The organism is Acinetobacter sp. A2, assembly GCF_048537555.1.
Lineage (GTDB): Bacteria > Pseudomonadota > Gammaproteobacteria > Pseudomonadales > Moraxellaceae > Acinetobacter.
This window is the reverse complement of record NZ_CP183239.1, coordinates 401,545-417,773: the sequence shown is the minus strand read 5'-3', so window position 1 is coordinate 417,773 and position 16,229 is coordinate 401,545. Positions and strand designations below refer to the sequence as shown.

Below are 16,229 nucleotides of genomic sequence, written 5' to 3'. Positions count from 1 at the left end.
GATAAGTTTCTAATGCAGCCCCCTACATGATGATCACAATAATGGAGAACAATGATGAGCCAAGATATTAAAAAATGCCCTGTGACGCATTTAACCACTGACGCGGGCGCACCCGTTGTTGATAACCAAAACAGTATGACCGCAGGTGCTCGTGGTCCATTGCTTGCGCAAGATTTATGGCTCAATGAAAAACTAGCTAACTTTGTTCGCGAAGTGATTCCTGAGCGTCGTATGCATGCCAAAGGTTCAGGTGCTTTTGGTACATTTACAGTGACCCATGACATTAGCCAATATACTCGCGCTAAAATCTTCTCTGAAGTGGGCAAAAAAACTGAAATGTTTGCGCGCTTCTCTACCGTTGCAGGTGAGCGTGGTGCTGCCGATGCAGAACGTGATATTCGTGGTTTTGCACTGAAATTCTATACCGAAGAAGGTAACTGGGATTTAGTTGGTAACAACACACCAGTATTCTTCTTCCGCGACCCTCGCCAATTCCCAGACCTGAACAAAGCCGTAAAGCGTGACCCGCGCACCAACCTACGTGATGCAACCAACAACTGGGATTTCTGGACATTACTGCCAGAAGCATTACACCAAGTCACCATTGTGATGTCTGACCGTGGTATTCCAGTCGGTTATCGTCACATGCATGGTTTTGGTAGCCATACCTATAGCTTCATTAATGCCAACAATGAACGCTTCTGGGTAAAATTCCACTTCCGCACGCAACAAGGCATCAAAAACCTGACCGATGCAGAAGCAGCAGAATTAGTTGGTCGTGACCGTGAAAGCAGCCAGACTGACCTATATAACGCCATTGAACGTGGTGATTTCCCTAAATGGACGCTGTTCGTACAAATCATGCCTGAACTTGAGGCAGAACAAGTACCATATCATCCATTTGACCTGACCAAAGTTTGGCCTAAAGGTGACTACCCACTCATTCAAGTAGGTGAGTTTGAGCTGAACCGCAACCCAGAAAACTACTTCCAAGATGTTGAACAAGCCGCCTTTGCGCCAAGCAACCTTGTTCCAGGAATCAGCTATTCACCAGACCGCATGCTACAAGCACGTTTGGTTAACTATGCCGATGCTGCTCGTTACCGTGTAGGCGTGAATCATTCACAAATTCCAGTGAATGCAGCACGTTGCCCTGTGCACTCAAACCGTCGTGATGGTCAAGGTCGTATGGATGGCAACTATGGCAGCTTGCCACACTACGAGCCAAACAGCTTCCACCAATGGCAAGAACAGCCGCAATACCGTGAACCTGCATTAAAAATCCGTGGTGATGCAGATTTCTGGGATTACCGTGAAGACGATAACAACTATTTCAGCCAGCCACGCGCATTGTTCAATCTAATGAACCCTGAGCAAAAACAGGCACTGTTTGATAATACCGCACGTGCAATGGGCGATGCGCTAGACTTCATTAAGTACCGCCATATTCGTAACTGTTACGCATGTGACCCTGCTTATGGTGAAGGTGTTGCTGCTGCGTTGGGCATGACTGTTGCAGATGCACAAGCTGCTCGTGCAACGGATCCTGCACTTGGTCAGCCAGGTGTCCTGTAATCTTTACACTTAAAGATTCACTAAAAATATAAACTCATAAAAAGCCCCTATTCGATAGGGGCTTTTTATTGTGTCGTTTGCAAATAACACTTTTCAGCAAGTAGAAAACTACTTTTGGCTTGTTAACGACTACACAATCAGCTTCTTACCTTCACGAATACAATAAAACGGATTCATCAATTTAGATGAACGTTTCATGGCATGATGCAAGTCTGCCTCTGGTTGCTCACGCCCTTCATCGGTCAACTCAAAAGTGCGGTAATGAATGGCCAAAGAACATTTGGAATGCAAATCTTTATGCGCCTGAAAGGCATCTTCAGGGTTCATGTGCATATAACGCATCAGATTACGTGGCTCATAAGAACCAATAGGCAAAAGAGCCACACGTGGTGCGCCAATACGGGTTTGTATTTCCTTAAAATGTGGAGAATAGCCTGTATCCCCCGCAAAGAAACAATGGTCTTGCCCATGCAAAATAGAAAAACCGCCCCACAACGCCATGTTCTGATCACGTCCACCACGCCCCGAACCATGTTGTGCAGGGGTGTACACAATTTTAAGCTCTTTAAACAAAGCCGACTGCCACCAATCCATTTCAATCACATGCAAGTCTGGCGGTAAATACCAGCTATTGCCCAAACCTGTATAAATAGGCATGGCAAATTGATGGTTCAACCATTTTAAGGTGGCTAAATCCATGTGGTCATAGTGGTTGTGGCTAAGCAGCACGGCATGAATGGTGGGTAAATCCTCCAATGCAATGCCCGCAGGACAGGCACGTTTAGGCCCTCTGCCCTGTTTTGGGCTCACATGCTCAGCCCAGACTGGATCGGTCAAAATGTTATAGGGGCCAATTTGAATCAATACAGTGGCATGCCCTACAAACCAGACTTGCCAATCATCCAAACTGGCCTGTGGGCGTAATTGTGGAACCGCACGCGGCGTTGCAAAGAACTGTTGTGCCTCTTGTTGGGCATTGACCTTCCAGCTGTTCGATTTACGTTTTAGCAACCATTTCAGTAAATCAGTTTGGCTGCGCCCCTCAGGACACGCCACAGGATTAAAAAACTGCGTGCCATCATAATGATTTGAAGGCAAAAACTGTAGCTTGGGTTTACGCCAAGTATGTGACCAACAGGCTTCCGTTGGCAGTTGAAAATGCTTTTGTTCCACGTTGTTCATGTAAGCCCAATAATATATAGTGCATCTGCCATGATGCTTTTAATCCTGATCTGTTCAGAAATAAACACAGCTTTGGTTCATGTGTTGACTCTATCACGCATAGTAGCGAAATCAAGCGGGCAATTTCCTTTATGTTTTTGTTGTTTTGAGAAAAAAGTCGTATCGGGCAGCAACTCAGCACGGCAAAGTTAGCCTTTGCAGAAATACTGTTCGCGCCATTCTTTCCAGAAATACATCACAATACCCAACATCACCACAGCAATACCAACAAATGCATTCATGCTGATGTGTTCATTGTTTAGCGTTGCACCTAAAATCAGCGCAATAATAGGCGTCATCACATTGCTTAAAGAAACTGTAGACGCAGTTAAACGGCGAATCAGCCAGAAATAGCACAGCATTGCCACAATAGACGACATGATCATGGTAAAGATAAAACCAATCATGGTTTTCACCCCAGGCATGACGGTTGGAACATGCTGCCAAATAAACGGAATTAATAACAATGAACCCAGTGCCGAAACCATTAATGAACCTGTGGCCTGAGACATAGGACTTAAAGGTGCATTGATTTGTTTGACCCAAAAAATTGAGCTGATATAAGACACCATGCTAATCAGCATGAGCACCACACCCCAAGGATTGACTTTGCTGTCGGCAGAATCGGCAAAAACAAAACTTAGCCCGGATATGGCAATTGCCATACCAATCCACTGTAACACTATCAGTTTTTGTGTACGTAGAATCACATGACCGATCAAGCCTGCAATCAATGGCGAAAAACCAAAAATCAGCGCCATTAAACCTGAAGTTAAATAATTTGCTGCCAAATAGATAAACAGTTGCGCACCAATTAAGTTTAGACTCCCTGCCAGATAACTTTTCATAGAAGTGCTATCAAAAGGTAGTGGGCCACGCATCAATTTGAGTAAACACAGCGCAATCACAGAAGCACCAAAGTAGCGGATTATCAGCACCCACATCGGATGGACTTCTTGTACACTCCAAACAATCGCCAAGGGCGTAGTGGCCCAGATCAGCACCAAGAGCGCATAAATACTGGCGGTCACAACAAGCGGAGATGTATTGGCGTTCATACTTGACTCAACATGAAATCTAACTTTTTTAAGCACATAAAAAACAGACCTAAGTTGCCTCAGGTCTGTTTCATTTACTCAAGATCACTTCACCAGTTTGCGAAGGTCTTGGCTCACATCTAAATACTTGTCTGCTTCAAATACGGCCTGTTTGCTAATCAGCTTTTTCAGATGACGCATGTCTTTGGCAGCGTTCACAGTAATCCCGCCTACAATCACGCCATCAGTCACACCAAACAGTACGAATGAGGAGTCGCTGCGTTTAGTCGCATCCATCTCACCCCGTACATGCCATTCTGCTGCCGACATATCACCAACGAACTGGTAGTTGATGTCGAGCTGATCAGTCCAGAACCAAGCTGGATTTGCAACAGGATGCGCCACGCCCATAACATGACGTGCAAAAATGCCTGCTTGCAAGTTAGCATTTTCCCAAGTTTCTACACGACGATGGTTACCACATTCACGAAGTTGTGAAGCAACATCGCCCGCAGCATAAATATCTGGGTTTGAGGTTTGACAGTTTTCATTCACATGCACTGCAAAATCTGCGTCCAGACCTGCTGCTACAGCCAATTGCGCATTTGGAATAATACCAATACCGTAAATCACAGCGTCAGCACGAAGTTCTTCGCCGCCCTCAAGGGTGACAACAATTTCTTCACCATCCAACTTACAATCTGCAATTTGCGTGGACAGACGTACATCGACACCTGCCAGTTGCTGCTGCTCAAGCAAGAATTCACTCAAAATGCGTGGAGATGAACGCCCCATCACCATTGGCCCCATTTCAATGACCGTTACTTGGCAGTCTTTGAAACGTGCTGAAGATGCCAACTCCAGACCAATCACACCGCCACCAATTAAAATGATACGGCGACCCGCTTGCAGTACAGGAACCAAAGCTTGTGAGTCTTCAAGGTTACGCAGCGTGTAAACGTGTTTACCCAAAGCATCAAAGTTAGGTAAACGACGTGCTGCACCACCTGTAGCAAGCAAAAGTTTGTCGTAAGCAACAACCTCTCCGTTGAAAAGTTCGACGGTTTTCGCTTCAGCATTGATTTTGCTCACACCATTGCCACGGATGGTTTCCACGCCCAATTCTGCCAATTTTTCTTCAGACAGAATTTCGATTTTGGTTTCTTCAGGACGTAAAATTACATCTTTAGACAGTGGTGGGCGCTCATAAGGCAAATGTGTTTCATCACCAATGAGGATGATTTTACCTGCATATTGATTGCCACGCAGCTCAAGAATGGCACTTGCCCCTGCCTGACCTGCTCCCACAATTACAATTGTTTCAACGCTCATGGACTTAACCTTTTAACTCGGCAGATACGATACCAAAGCCCGCAATCCACTCACTAATATCTTCATAGCAATGTGTGGTCATCTCATACGCACCCAGCTCATCCAATGCCGCAAAAGCAGCCATCCATGAACGAACTTCCTGACCACCACGGCCGCCATCACGACGAATTTCAGCTTCAGTCATGGCTTCCATTGCCGCAAAATCTGCATGCTTGAATTTCTCAAGTAAGGCTATATCCCACTCTGGGCTAAGTGGCACTGCGACCGATGTATCACCCGCTGCAAGTTTTTGCCCAACAGCAATAATCTTGGCTTGGCGTGCATGACGTGCTTCAGCACTTGGGTTACGCCCTGCTATTAAAAACTCTTCAACTTCAGGTGGCACTGAACCCATTTGTGGTGTTGGTGGATCGTGCGACAAACCACCTGTACCTAAAACAAGAACACGTTCATTTTCAAGATTTAAAGACTTGATAAACTGCCCCACTGCACGACCCAAAGCAATGGTACGCTTCGTGGTTGGCATTGGTGCAGCAGCACCATTGATAAATACAGGAATGGTTGGGTAACGGTCTAACTGACCATCGCACAAGAAGTGTAAAGGCTGAGTCACCCCATGATCGGCCTGCATACGATAAGAGTACGCCACATCTACGCCTTCATCCAATACACGACGCACCATAGCCAACGCTTTGTCTTCAGGTACATCAATACGGTCATTGTCTTTGCCGTAGTCCCAGTCACCCGCAGCCGTTGCGCGAATACCCACACAGAAACTTGGCATCAAATCATAAAAGAAACCATTAAAATGGTCTGGACCAAACGTGATAATTAAGGTTGGATCGTAAGCTTTGACTTCTGCAGCAAGTTGCTCAAAGGCAGCACGAACTTTTTGTTCTTTGGATTGATCTTGCGGTGTTGCAAATTCCATTAAAGGACTGTGCGATGCACAAATGAGTTTAACGGCCATGAGAGACTCCTAAATAAGGAAGGCAGCCCAGAGAAAGGCTGCCGATTCGTCTATTGAATTTAGACTCAATTTTATTCGTCAAAGAAACCTGCGCGTGGTTGACGTAAACCACGAATACCCAGACCACATTCTGCATTGATCAGAACGCCAGTCAGTGGACGGTTATTTTGACGAGATGCCAAGAGCACATAAGAACCTGTCATATCTTCTGGCTCAGGCAAGAAGTTAAGCGGCATACCGCGTGCAATTTTTTCAGGGTCACGCGCATCGAGTAAGCCAAGGTTTTCCTGCCCCAAAGAGGCTGCACCCTTAATATTGACATTCATTGCTGAAGGCGCAACGGCATTAACACGTACTTTAGGTGCCAACTCATAAGCCAACTCTTTCATGATGCCAACACCTGCATGTTTAGATGCAGTGTAAACAGGACCACCGCCTGAAGAATACAGCGCAGAATTGGATAAGGTTAAGATGATAGAACCTTCAGATTTCACCAACTCATCTAGTGCCGCTTTTGCACCCAAGATCAATGCCTTGGTATTAATGCCCATGATTTCATCAAAGGCTTTTTCAAGCTGCTCACCCGAAGTATTGACGATATCTGCATAATGGTCCCAGATCCCTGCATTGCCAATAAAGCAATCCAGTTTTCCAAAACGCTCCACAGTGGCCTGTACAGCACGGACATTGTCTGCATAGTTGGCAACATCACCAGCGACTGCCACGATTTGATCACCAAAACGTTCTTTTAAGGCATCGACTTTAGATTGTGAGCGCTGTAATACGCCCACATGCGCACCTTCTTCAAGGAAGCGTTCTACCAAAGCCCAACCCAAACCAGAACCGCCACCTGTAATCAGTGCCACTTCGCCTTTTAGCCAACCCATGCTTACTCTCCTGCCATTTCTACGTATAACGCACCATCTTCAACCACCACAGGGAAGGTTTGAATAGGGTCAGTTGCTGGCAAGCATAAAGCTTGACCAGTTTTCAAACAGAAACGTGCAGAATGTAGTGGACATTCAACCGTGCCATCATCTTCAAGATAACCTTCAGACATTGAGGCATTACCGTGTGAACAACGGTCGTTCATGGCAAAGAAATCACCACCGTTGTTGAATACTGCCAGTGCTTCGATACCGTTTACACCGCAGTCCACTTTTAACGCTTCGCCTTCGTCTAATTCGTCAACTTGGCAAACAAAAATCTTATTCATTAGAAGAATACACTCAGGTTGTGTGAGTTATACGTTACTTGGTCAAGCACAATCTTACGGTTGAAAATTTGGAAGCCTAAGCCACCTTCAACACGACGGATTTTGTCATTACGCTTACCACAGTAAATCGTCACGTCTTTCTCTTTTTGAGTACGGTACAGTAAGTAAGTTACGTGTACATCGTATTCACCTTCAACGTCTGTTGCTTCAACAATCACGTTGCTAACCATGTGCGTTGTACGCGATGGCGGCTCTTCCGCCCACGCCATACCCGTTTCTAAACGTGCCACACGGCGCTCAAGCAAGTGTTTGTTGTCGTTGAACACCCAAGTGGTTGGTGGCTCAACTGAACGACGACGGTCACGGGTTTGCGCATTCGGTGTAGTACGCAAGGTATAAGAAATGTCTTCTGCCATGAGTTCTAACCACTCACGGAATTTCCAGTCGTCCAGCAACTTTGCTTCGCGATACAAGAATTGGCTAACTTCGTGTTGAAGTTCTAAACTGATTTGACTCATTTCACTAGCTCCTTCTCGTATTCGTCAGCTGCTTTTTCAACATCTTCCCATTTTTCATGGATCAGCAAATCTGCCCAACGGCGGTACATACCACGTGCTGCAGTTTCAGAGAAAATGTAGTTGGTAATACCCGGAATACCATCTTCACGGATTTTTTCGTTACCTTTACCCATCTCAACAATCAGTTTGTTTTGACGCGCTTTATAACCACGTAATACTTTTTGAATTTCAATCCAGTTTTCAGAGTCGTCTTGCTCTAGGAAACCTGCAGGACCGAATGCACGTGTTGCAGAACGCTCAAAAGCGTCTTTCACTTCTTGAGAAGCTTCAGCATCGGCAATACAGAATGCCCATACTTCAGTTTTGTTCGGGCCACGTGGGTGCCATACGCGAAGTGTTGCTGTACCGTTCAACCAAGACAAGGTTGGGAACATCGTGTTGTGACCAGCCAAACGTAGGGCACGAACTTCACCTAAACGCTCTTTAACTTCGTCATACGTTTCACGGAAATAGTTAGCAACTTCGCCATCTACCCATACGTTTGCATCTGGTTTTTCTGTAAAGAAGAAACCTGAACCGTGACCACGTGAACCGTATTGAAGTGCGTCTTTCGCAGTTTCCCAAACAGGACGAGCGGTTTGTGCAGCACCCAATTGTTTACTGCTGTCATCATCTGGTTTTGCACCCAAAACCTGAATGGCAGATGCGTGAGAGAACAATGCGTGGTATTGGTCAGAAGCAAATTGTTCTGCAGCAAATTTCCAGTTACAGTCAATTTCCCACTTGTGTACACCACCAATAATTTCTGTACCACCCGGACGACGATCCACTACGCCATCTAAGTACCAAGCGATATCACCCATGTATTCTTCTAGGTCAGGAGTCGTTTCATCCCAACAACCGAATACCAAGCCTTTGTAAGACTTCACACGGTTCACTTCCACCAAGCCCCATTGCTCTTTACAAGCACCTTGAGGATAAGCACGTTCTTCTAATGGAATATCTTTGAGTGAACCATCAATACCGTAAGACCAGCCGTGGTATGGGCAAGTAAATGCACGCGTATTACCACAGTCTGCGAAGCTCACACGCATTGAGCGGTGACGGCACTGGTTTAAAAATGCTTTGATTGAACCGTCTTTTTGACGTGCCACAATAATTGGATCTTCACCCATGTAGGTGTTGAAAAAGTCGCCAGCTTTAGGAATTTGGCTTTCATGACACAGGAACAACCACGTACGGCCGAACACGCGTTCAAGTTCTAATTCGTAGATATCTGGATCTGTATAAATAGATGGAGTGATACGTCCATTTTGTGCATCGACCAAAGCGTCGATTTCGCGCACATCAATTTTTCCACTCATGAAAAGCTCTCCTGTGACCAACAACGGCACAAAGTAAATAGACTCAACTTTGGATGGATAATGATTTTTTAGGGACGTTTAGTGAAATATTTTTTTTGTTTCAATTAATAGATTTTATAGATTAATAAAACTTTATATTATGCGATTAAAACATTACACAATGATAAAACCCTATTTATTTCCTAAATGACACAATAATTTTCATCTGATGGTTGTTTATAGATTATACTTTTATTAATCTATAGTAAGACATATTTTGAATTAATCTTTGGAATGGCTGTATGGAATTACGTCACCTTCGCTACTTCATTACCGTGGCTGAAGAACTCAACTTCAGTAAAGCGGCACTTAAGCTTTATACGGCTCAACCTTCGCTGAGTCAGCAAATTAAAGACTTAGAAGAAGATGTTGGCGTTAAACTGTTAAACCGTACCAAACGCAAGGTTGAACTGACCGAAGAAGGCGCTGTATTTTTGGAACAGGCTCGCCTGACCCTTGCCCAAGCCGACAAAGCCGTTGCCATGGCACGTCAGGTTTCACAAGCCAAACAGCAAATGCTGCGTATTGGCTTTGTACCGGTGGCGGAAATGAAAATTTTCCCCTTTGTTTTACCAAACTTACGGGTACAAAATCCAGATTTGAAAATTGAATTGCTCAGCTTGAACAATACCGAGCAAATGAAGATGATCAAAAAAGGTGAGCTCGACATCACCTTTACCCGACACAATATCAATAGTGATGAAATTGAAAGTCAGTTTGTGCTACGTGAGCCGCTGATTTTTATTTTGCCTAAAGATCATCCATTAGCAAAATATGAGCGTATTCCTGTTAAAGCTTTAAATGGCGTAGATTTTATTATTCCTGCGGCAGAAGCATCTTATACCTTGCACCATTTGATTGTCGATTTTTCTAAACAACATAATATTGAACTGAATATTGTGCAAAAAGCAGACAATATTTTATTTAATATCAACTCTGTAGGCATGGGTTTGGGTTGTACTATTTTGCCAGGCTATGTTGCACCACTGACCATGGAAAATACTGTGATTCGCCCCTTAGATGTGGAATTACCGTATTTGGACTTATATGTGAGTTATGGCAAAAACAGTAACTCACCTGCTGTACAGAAGTTTTTAGAGCTGCTCACTCGCGTGTTCTATTTGGACATAAACCGCGAATAAGCCACAAGTCTGAAATACCCAATCATAAAAGTGCTTTTTCTCCGCCACAAGAAAAAGTACTTTTTTATTGCTTCTGCATCAATACTCAGCTTTAGACTTAAGTCTAAACTTATTTTTGAAAGATGATGCAAAATGAATGCTCATTGACTTCAAATATCACATCGCATTTTTATATAAAATTGCTGCCATCTAGCGCCTTAAATTACAACTTAAGTCTAATAAGTAAACCTACCTAAAATACCTAGATTTACTTAGACTCATGCCATAAAACAGCGCACAATCAGGTGAGAACAAAAGCCTTAAAAGGAATAAGAATGCTAAAAAATCCATTTACACGCATGCGATCTGGTATTCAGTCACGTCCTTATTTCTTTATTAGTTTTGTGATTACCATTGTGCTGTATGCCATATTTCAAACTTTCAGTACATGGGCATGGTCAAGTTGCTTATTACTAAGCTGGAATATTGCTATTTACTGCTGACCATGCTTAATCTGTGGCACAGTGATCATGCACATATTTTGCAACGTGCCCAACAGCAAGATGCCAGCAAATGGCTGATTCTATTTTTGGTATTTTTAACTTTGGTGATGTGCTTTATTGCGATCATTATTGAGGTGAATTTATTTGCACAAAGTGAATTTGTGCGCATGGGACATTTTATTTTATCTATTACCACCATTTTATGTGCTTGGTTTTTTATGCACACCATTTTCGCCATCCACTATGCCCATGACTACTATTTGGCATTGCAACAGCAGCAAGAAGGTGGGCTGGATTTTCCTAAAACGCCCTACCCGACTTATCCAGATTTTTTGTATTTTAGTTATGTGATTGGTACTTCAGCACAAACTGCAGATATTTCAATTAGCTCACAACCTATGCGCGGACTAAACACACTGCACATTATTTTGGCTTATAGTTTCAATACCACCATTTTAGCCATTTGCATTAATTTGGTGGCCAGTTTTATCCAACACTAAATGCCCCTGCTCATAAAAAAGGATGGCACGAAGCCATCCTTTTCACATCATACTGCTTATTTTACGCCACGTGCTGTTAAATAGTTTTTAATCACAGTGTTAAATTCTTCCGCTTTTTCAACTTGTGACCAGTGGCCGCATTGGCTGAAAATGTGCGCATCGGCATGTGGCACAACATTTAAAATGTCCCATGTGCGAGATACTGGAATCACTACATCCTGTGTACCGTGAATCAGTAAAACAGGTACCGTAATGTCTTTCATTTTGTCAAAATCGAGTGGGAACTCAAAACGGTCACGGTCACGTGCGCCAACCACATCCATTAAACGGTCTGATGCATAGTCATTTTTTGCAGAAGCAAAACGAACCTTAACCAACTCATCTGTGATCAGGTCTTTGTTCACAACGAACATAGAAAGTGTCTTTTTGATACCTTCTTCTGTAAGTACTGGGTTTGCGTGAGCTTTCAGTGCAGCAGTCTGTTTTGCACCACCTGTACCCATAGACACGATACCAAGTACGCGCTCAGGGTAGTCCAATGCCAATTGGAATGCCAACCAACCACCAAGCGAGTTACCCACCAACCATGTTTTTTCAATGCCCAATGCATCTAAAGTACGCACTGCATGATCAACCCAAGCACGAATACCATAAGCAGTGTTTGGAGCCACCACAGTCTGACCATAGCCAATGGTATCAATTGCGATACAACGTGCTTGCTCACCAATTTGTGGCAAGTTTAACCACCAGTTTGCCGCAGCAGATACACCTGTACCTGAACCGTGTAAAAATAGAATAGGTGTACCTTCACCCACTTCGTGATAGTGCGTTAATTCGCCTTCGGCAGTTTCAATCCATTTATCTTCTAAGCCAAAGAATGGATCTGTTGTATAGTCAGGGATTTGAACAGTGCTCATATATACTCCTCGTACAGTCTTTAGCTTGCGTTTAGCTCTAAAAAATAGAATTTGACGACAAGTGGACTCATTCAACATTATGTATTTACTAGCTTATATTACCTGTTCATGCCTTATGAACTGATACAAATTTACGATCACAACCCATAAAAAAACGATTAAACAACTCTTTGAAATTTATAAATTTAATAAAATTAAAATCTTAATTTTTATAAGGTATTTAGTACATAAATATTAAAAAAAGAGCGACTATATAAAGTCGCTCTTTTTTACAAGGTTTAGAATTTATAGGTATAGGTGGTGGCTACACGATGTTCTTCTAAGTCATTACCAAAATTATAGTTGGTATCAATAAACATGTAATTGAAGCCTAAGCCTTTCAACTTACCTTCAGGCACAACGTAATTTACGATCACATTGTTTTCGTTTTCTTTACCTTCAGGAGCATCACCACGATCAATATTATCACCACGGAAATGACGAATGGTTGTAGTCAAACCTGGTATACCTGCTTCTGCAAAGTTATAGGTATAACCTAAACTCCACGAACGCTCATCTTTACGAATAAAGCTTGCTACCGACCAGTTATCTAAATACGGCTGTGGTACCCAACCACCCAATGTTGGGAACATTGGTGCACCTGTACCATGTTCACCAAACATTTGCTGATAACCTAACTGAACCGTATGCATGCCATGGTTAATTTTTGCACCAGCAGATACTGCTTGGCTGTCGATGTTGCCATACAACTTATCACCTGACTCGCTATTATCAAAATAACGAACATGGGTGTCCAACTTAGTTTTTTCACCAACAGTCGTTTTGTAGTTTGCAGCGACATAATGTTGTTGATAAATATTGGTGACATCTGCATACCAGTAGCTACCACCGACTTTTGGAGTAAATTGGTAATCAACACCTGCGATATACATACCATCATCAGTTGTATTAGTAAAATCGTTATTAGGGAACAAACTTAAATCTTGGTATTGATTGTCATAGCGAGCATTAATGCCCTCAATATATGCCAAAGTTAGTTTAGTATTCTGAATATCCTTAGACTCTAACCATGCACCACTATAAGTTGTGAGTAATTGACGCGATGGATCAAAGAATACCACTGGGGACATTGGTAATAGATCACCAACTTTCAACTCAGTTTCAGAAACCTTAACTTTTAAGGTTGCGCCCAACTTGGCGTTATCACGTTCGGTCTTCTGATTGCTATATGGCATGTGAATGTCATTCACTTCACCACGTGATTTTAAACCAATCGCATATTGTGCCAATAGATCAGCACCGACTTGAATACCTGCACCAATATCATGATAACCAGATTTCGCATCTAAAGTGACAGCTTGCGTCCAATTTCCATAACCAGGAGTTACCGAACGACCTGCCTCATGCGCATATTCTCGATCTAAATAAAAATTCTTAAATTTAAGCTGAACATTGCTGTCGTCGATAAAATCTGCCTGAGTGGCAGTTGTCCCTAAAGTTGCTGTCGCAGCAAAAAGTGCTATCCATAAATTGTGACGATGCATGAGTTTTTCCTATTCATCCAATAAGCGAATTAGCGCATCATGCAAAACTCTGTAATTGAAAAAAATCCGACCACAGTATTAGGGTTTTCAGCAGATTTTAGCCATTCTTTGCATTATGATTTTTTTTAAACATTTTTAATTCTTTTTAACGATAAAACATTTGGCAATGAATCCTCACCAAATGACTTTCTCTCTGAATTCACAGCACAATTTGACCTAAAAGGGTCATTATTTTTTGCAATATGCTAGTGAGTAATCTTTTTTAGATGTAAGTCAATGTGTTAGCGTTATTTTCTATAAACAACACTTATAAGAAAATCATTTTAATCCACCACTAAATTCTGCATAAATTTGCCTATTTTTCGCCATAAAAAAAGCACCCCAAATACATTTGGGGTGCTTCATTCAAGCTAGCTTTATAACTAAAACTTAGGCTTGCATTTCACGTGCTTTAGACATAGTCAAAGCCAAGTCTTCAATCATATCTTCCTGACCGCCCACTGTACCACGGCGACCAAGCTCCATCAGGATTTCACGCGCAGAAACGCCATATTTCGCTTCAGCACGTTTCGCAAACAATAGGAATGATGAATACACACCTGCATAACCTAAAGTTGCCGCGTCACGGTCGGCACGAATTGGGTTGTGCATCATTGGTATCACCAAATCTTCTGCCACGTCTTGTACTTTGAATAAGTCCACGCCAGTGTCCATACCCATACGGTTAGCGACAGCAATGAACAGTTCAAGTGGTGTGTTCCCCGCACCCGCACCAAGACCAGCAGATGCCAAGTCTACACGTACTGCACCTGCTTCAACCGCAGCAACAGTGTTAGAAACACCCATGCCCAAGTTGTGGTGACCGTGGAAACCTAACTCGATGCTTGGGTCCAAGTGTTGACGTAAGTGACCTACACGATCAATCACATCTTGAGGAAGCATATAACCCGCAGAATCTGTCACATAGATACAGTTTGCACCGTAAGACACCATCTTTTTCGCTTCTTCTAGCAATTTTTCAGGTGAAGCCATGTGCGCTAACATCAAGAAGCCCACTGTATCCATTTCTAATTTACGTGCAGCGGTAATGTGCTGTTCCGAACAATCCGCTTCAGTACAGTGTGTAGCAACACGAATGGTAGATACACCAATTTCATGTGCCATTTTCAAATGATCAACCGTACCAATACCAGGAAGAAGCAATGCAGATACTTTGGCATTTTTCATACGTGGCACAACAGCAGACAGGTATTCTTCGTCAGTTGCTGCCGCAAAGCCGTAGTTAACCGATGAACCACCTAAACCATCACCATGAGTGACTTCAATCAAAGGTACACCTGCATCATCCAATGCAGTTGAAATTGCAATCATTTGCTCTACAGTCGTTTGATGGCGCTGCGGGTGCATACCATCACGTAAAGTCATATCATGAACAATAATCTTAGACATTTTGGTGTTCCTTTAAGCTTCAGCAGTGTTGAAAACGTGTTCTGCAAACATTTCTGCAGTACGAGCAGCAGCAGCAGTCATAATGTCTAGGTTGCCTGCGTATTTCGGCAAGAAGTCACCTAAACCTTCAACTTCTAGGAAGATTGAAACACGGTTATCATCAAAAATTGGGCCATTCACCAATTTATAGCCTGGTACATATTTCTGCACTTCTTTGATCATGGCATGCACAGATTCAGTAATCGCGGCTTGATCTGGTTCACCTTCAACCAGACAGTGAACAGTGTCACGCATCATCAGTGGTGGCTCTGCCGGGTTAATGATGATGATGGCTTTACCTTGTTTCGCACCGCCTACTTTTTCAATGGCGCCTGCAGTCGTACGGGTAAATTCATCAATATTTTTACGTGTACCCGGACCCACAGATTTTGTTGATACTGTTGCAATGATTTCGCCATATTCAACTGGTTGAACGCGAGACACTGCAGCAACCATCGGAATTGTTGCCTGACCGCCACACGTTACCATGTTAACGTTTGGCACTTCGCCCGCTTGTAGCAAGGCTTCAAGGTTTACAGGTGGTACACAGAATGGACCAATTGCCGCAGGGGTTAAGTCAATCATCAGCACACCAAGTTCATTTAACTTGCGGCTATTTTCAGCGTGAACATATGCAGAAGTCGCATCAAAAGCAATTTTGATATCATCTTCGATTACGTGAGGAAGAAGACCATCCACACCTTCTGCTGTGGTTTTTAAACCCATTTTTGCAGCACGTGCCAAACCTTCAGAAGTTGGGTCAATCCCCACCATCCATACTGGTTCCAACCATTCACTGCGTTGCAATTTATAAAGCAAATCCGTACCAATATTACCCGGACCGATCATTGCACATTTAATCTTTTTCATGCATGTACTCTCTT

At 43.2% G+C, this 16,229-nt stretch carries 14 protein-coding genes and 1 pseudogene; 3 read left to right on the top strand and 12 right to left on the bottom strand.

Annotated elements, in window-relative coordinates; genetic code table 11:
• Nucleotides 1-54: 54 nt before the first annotated feature.
• Complete coding sequence (locus ACNS8M_RS01865) at nt 55-1,575, top strand: catalase (protein WP_419225316.1); 1,521 nt, start codon at nt 55-57, stop codon at nt 1,573-1,575.
• Nucleotides 1,576-1,704: 129 nt separating this feature from the next.
• On the opposite strand, the gene ACNS8M_RS01860 is transcribed toward ACNS8M_RS01865, so the two are convergent.
• From ACNS8M_RS01860 to hcaE, 8 genes are all read right to left on the bottom strand, one after another.
• Nucleotides 1,705-2,757, bottom strand: a complete 1,053-nt coding sequence (locus ACNS8M_RS01860; protein ID WP_419225061.1) for an MBL fold metallo-hydrolase — start codon at nt 2,755-2,757, stop codon at nt 1,705-1,707.
• Nucleotides 2,758-2,945: 188 nt separating this feature from the next.
• Nucleotides 2,946-3,854, bottom strand: a complete 909-nt coding sequence (locus tag ACNS8M_RS01855; RefSeq protein ID WP_194557496.1) for a DMT family transporter — start codon at nt 3,852-3,854, stop codon at nt 2,946-2,948.
• Between the two features lie 84 nt (nt 3,855-3,938).
• Complete coding sequence (gene hcaD, locus ACNS8M_RS01850; protein WP_419225060.1) at nt 3,939-5,165, bottom strand: 3-phenylpropionate/cinnamic acid dioxygenase ferredoxin--NAD(+) reductase subunit; 1,227 nt, start codon at nt 5,163-5,165, stop codon at nt 3,939-3,941.
• Between the two features lie 4 nt (nt 5,166-5,169).
• The gene (locus tag ACNS8M_RS01845) at nt 5,170-6,135 is read right to left on the bottom strand and encodes a 3-carboxyethylcatechol 2,3-dioxygenase (protein ID WP_168460355.1); all 966 of its coding nucleotides are present in this window, start codon (nt 6,133-6,135) and stop codon (nt 5,170-5,172) included.
• 71 nt (nt 6,136-6,206) lie between these two features.
• Nucleotides 6,207-7,022 carry a 3-phenylpropionate-dihydrodiol/cinnamic acid-dihydrodiol dehydrogenase gene (gene hcaB / locus ACNS8M_RS01840; protein WP_168417520.1) on the bottom strand — a complete coding sequence of 272 codons (816 nt, stop codon included), beginning with the start codon at nt 7,020-7,022 and terminating at the stop codon, nt 6,207-6,209.
• Nucleotides 7,023-7,024: 2 nt separating this feature from the next.
• Complete coding sequence (gene hcaC / locus ACNS8M_RS01835) at nt 7,025-7,351, bottom strand: 3-phenylpropionate/cinnamic acid dioxygenase ferredoxin subunit (protein ID WP_178318622.1); 327 nt, start codon at nt 7,349-7,351, stop codon at nt 7,025-7,027.
• Nucleotides 7,351-7,869 carry a 3-phenylpropionate/cinnamic acid dioxygenase subunit beta gene (gene hcaF, locus ACNS8M_RS01830; RefSeq protein ID WP_154321079.1) on the bottom strand — a complete coding sequence of 173 codons (519 nt, stop codon included), beginning with the start codon at nt 7,867-7,869 and terminating at the stop codon, nt 7,351-7,353. Before hcaF ends, hcaC begins: the two co-directional genes overlap by 1 nt.
• Nucleotides 7,866-9,233, bottom strand: coding sequence for a 3-phenylpropionate/cinnamic acid dioxygenase subunit alpha (gene hcaE / locus ACNS8M_RS01825; RefSeq protein ID WP_154321080.1), 1,368 nt, complete (start codon nt 9,231-9,233; stop codon nt 7,866-7,868). The genes hcaF and hcaE overlap by 4 nt, the downstream gene beginning before the upstream one ends.
• 281 nt (nt 9,234-9,514) lie before the next feature.
• On the opposite strand from hcaE, the gene hcaR reads away from it, so the two are divergent.
• Both hcaR and ACNS8M_RS01815 read left to right on the top strand, forming a co-directional pair.
• Entirely contained in the window at nt 9,515-10,414 is a 900-nt protein-coding gene (gene hcaR, locus ACNS8M_RS01820; protein ID WP_168460357.1) for a DNA-binding transcriptional regulator HcaR, read from the top strand.
• A gap of 314 nt (nt 10,415-10,728) precedes the next feature.
• Nucleotides 10,729-11,396: pseudogene (locus ACNS8M_RS01815) on the top strand (DUF1345 domain-containing protein).
• Nucleotides 11,397-11,452: 56 nt separating this feature from the next.
• On the opposite strand, the gene ACNS8M_RS01810 reads toward ACNS8M_RS01815, so the two are convergent.
• The 4 genes from ACNS8M_RS01810 to ACNS8M_RS01795 form a co-directional block, all read right to left on the bottom strand.
• Nucleotides 11,453-12,313: an alpha/beta fold hydrolase gene (locus ACNS8M_RS01810; protein ID WP_168460359.1), complete on the bottom strand. Its 861-nt coding sequence runs from the start codon at nt 12,311-12,313 to the stop codon at nt 11,453-11,455.
• Nucleotides 12,314-12,591: 278 nt separating this feature from the next.
• Nucleotides 12,592-13,857, bottom strand: coding sequence for an OprD family outer membrane porin (locus ACNS8M_RS01805; RefSeq protein ID WP_419225058.1), 1,266 nt, complete (start codon nt 13,855-13,857; stop codon nt 12,592-12,594).
• A 429-nt stretch (nt 13,858-14,286) separates the two neighbouring features.
• Nucleotides 14,287-15,306 (bottom strand): 4-hydroxy-2-oxovalerate aldolase, encoded by a 1,020-nt coding sequence (gene dmpG / locus ACNS8M_RS01800; protein WP_160232107.1) that lies wholly within the window; start codon nt 15,304-15,306, stop codon nt 14,287-14,289.
• A 12-nt stretch (nt 15,307-15,318) separates the two neighbouring features.
• Complete coding sequence (locus ACNS8M_RS01795; protein ID WP_419225057.1) at nt 15,319-16,215, bottom strand: acetaldehyde dehydrogenase (acetylating); 897 nt, start codon at nt 16,213-16,215, stop codon at nt 15,319-15,321.
• Nucleotides 16,216-16,229 lie beyond the last annotated feature (14 nt).

Bases quoted from the DNA above. Each gene is read 5' to 3' on its own strand.
- ACNS8M_RS01855 (WP_194557496.1), bottom strand. From the start codon at position 3,854: ATGAACGCCAATACATCTCCGCTTGTTGTGACCGCCAGTATTTATGCG.
- ACNS8M_RS01810 (WP_168460359.1), bottom strand. From the start codon at position 12,313: ATGAGCACTGTTCAAATCCCTGACTATACAACAGATCCATTCTTTGGC.
- ACNS8M_RS01845 (WP_168460355.1), bottom strand. From the start codon at position 6,135: ATGGCCGTTAAACTCATTTGTGCATCGCACAGTCCTTTAATGGAATTT.
- ACNS8M_RS01805 (WP_419225058.1), bottom strand. From the start codon at position 13,857: ATGCATCGTCACAATTTATGGATAGCACTTTTTGCTGCGACAGCAACT.
- hcaF (WP_154321079.1), bottom strand. From the start codon at position 7,869: ATGAGTCAAATCAGTTTAGAACTTCAACACGAAGTTAGCCAATTCTTG.
- ACNS8M_RS01795 (WP_419225057.1), bottom strand. From the start codon at position 16,215: ATGAAAAAGATTAAATGTGCAATGATCGGTCCGGGTAATATTGGTACG.
- ACNS8M_RS01865 (WP_419225316.1), top strand. From the start codon at position 55: ATGAGCCAAGATATTAAAAAATGCCCTGTGACGCATTTAACCACTGAC.
- dmpG (WP_160232107.1), bottom strand. From the start codon at position 15,306: ATGTCTAAGATTATTGTTCATGATATGACTTTACGTGATGGTATGCAC.
- hcaR (WP_168460357.1), top strand. From the start codon at position 9,515: ATGGAATTACGTCACCTTCGCTACTTCATTACCGTGGCTGAAGAACTC.
- hcaC (WP_178318622.1), bottom strand. From the start codon at position 7,351: ATGAATAAGATTTTTGTTTGCCAAGTTGACGAATTAGACGAAGGCGAA.
- hcaE (WP_154321080.1), bottom strand. From the start codon at position 9,233: ATGAGTGGAAAAATTGATGTGCGCGAAATCGACGCTTTGGTCGATGCA.
- ACNS8M_RS01860 (WP_419225061.1), bottom strand. From the start codon at position 2,757: ATGAACAACGTGGAACAAAAGCATTTTCAACTGCCAACGGAAGCCTGT.
- hcaB (WP_168417520.1), bottom strand. From the start codon at position 7,022: ATGGGTTGGCTAAAAGGCGAAGTGGCACTGATTACAGGTGGCGGTTCT.
- hcaD (WP_419225060.1), bottom strand. From the start codon at position 5,165: ATGAGCGTTGAAACAATTGTAATTGTGGGAGCAGGTCAGGCAGGGGCA.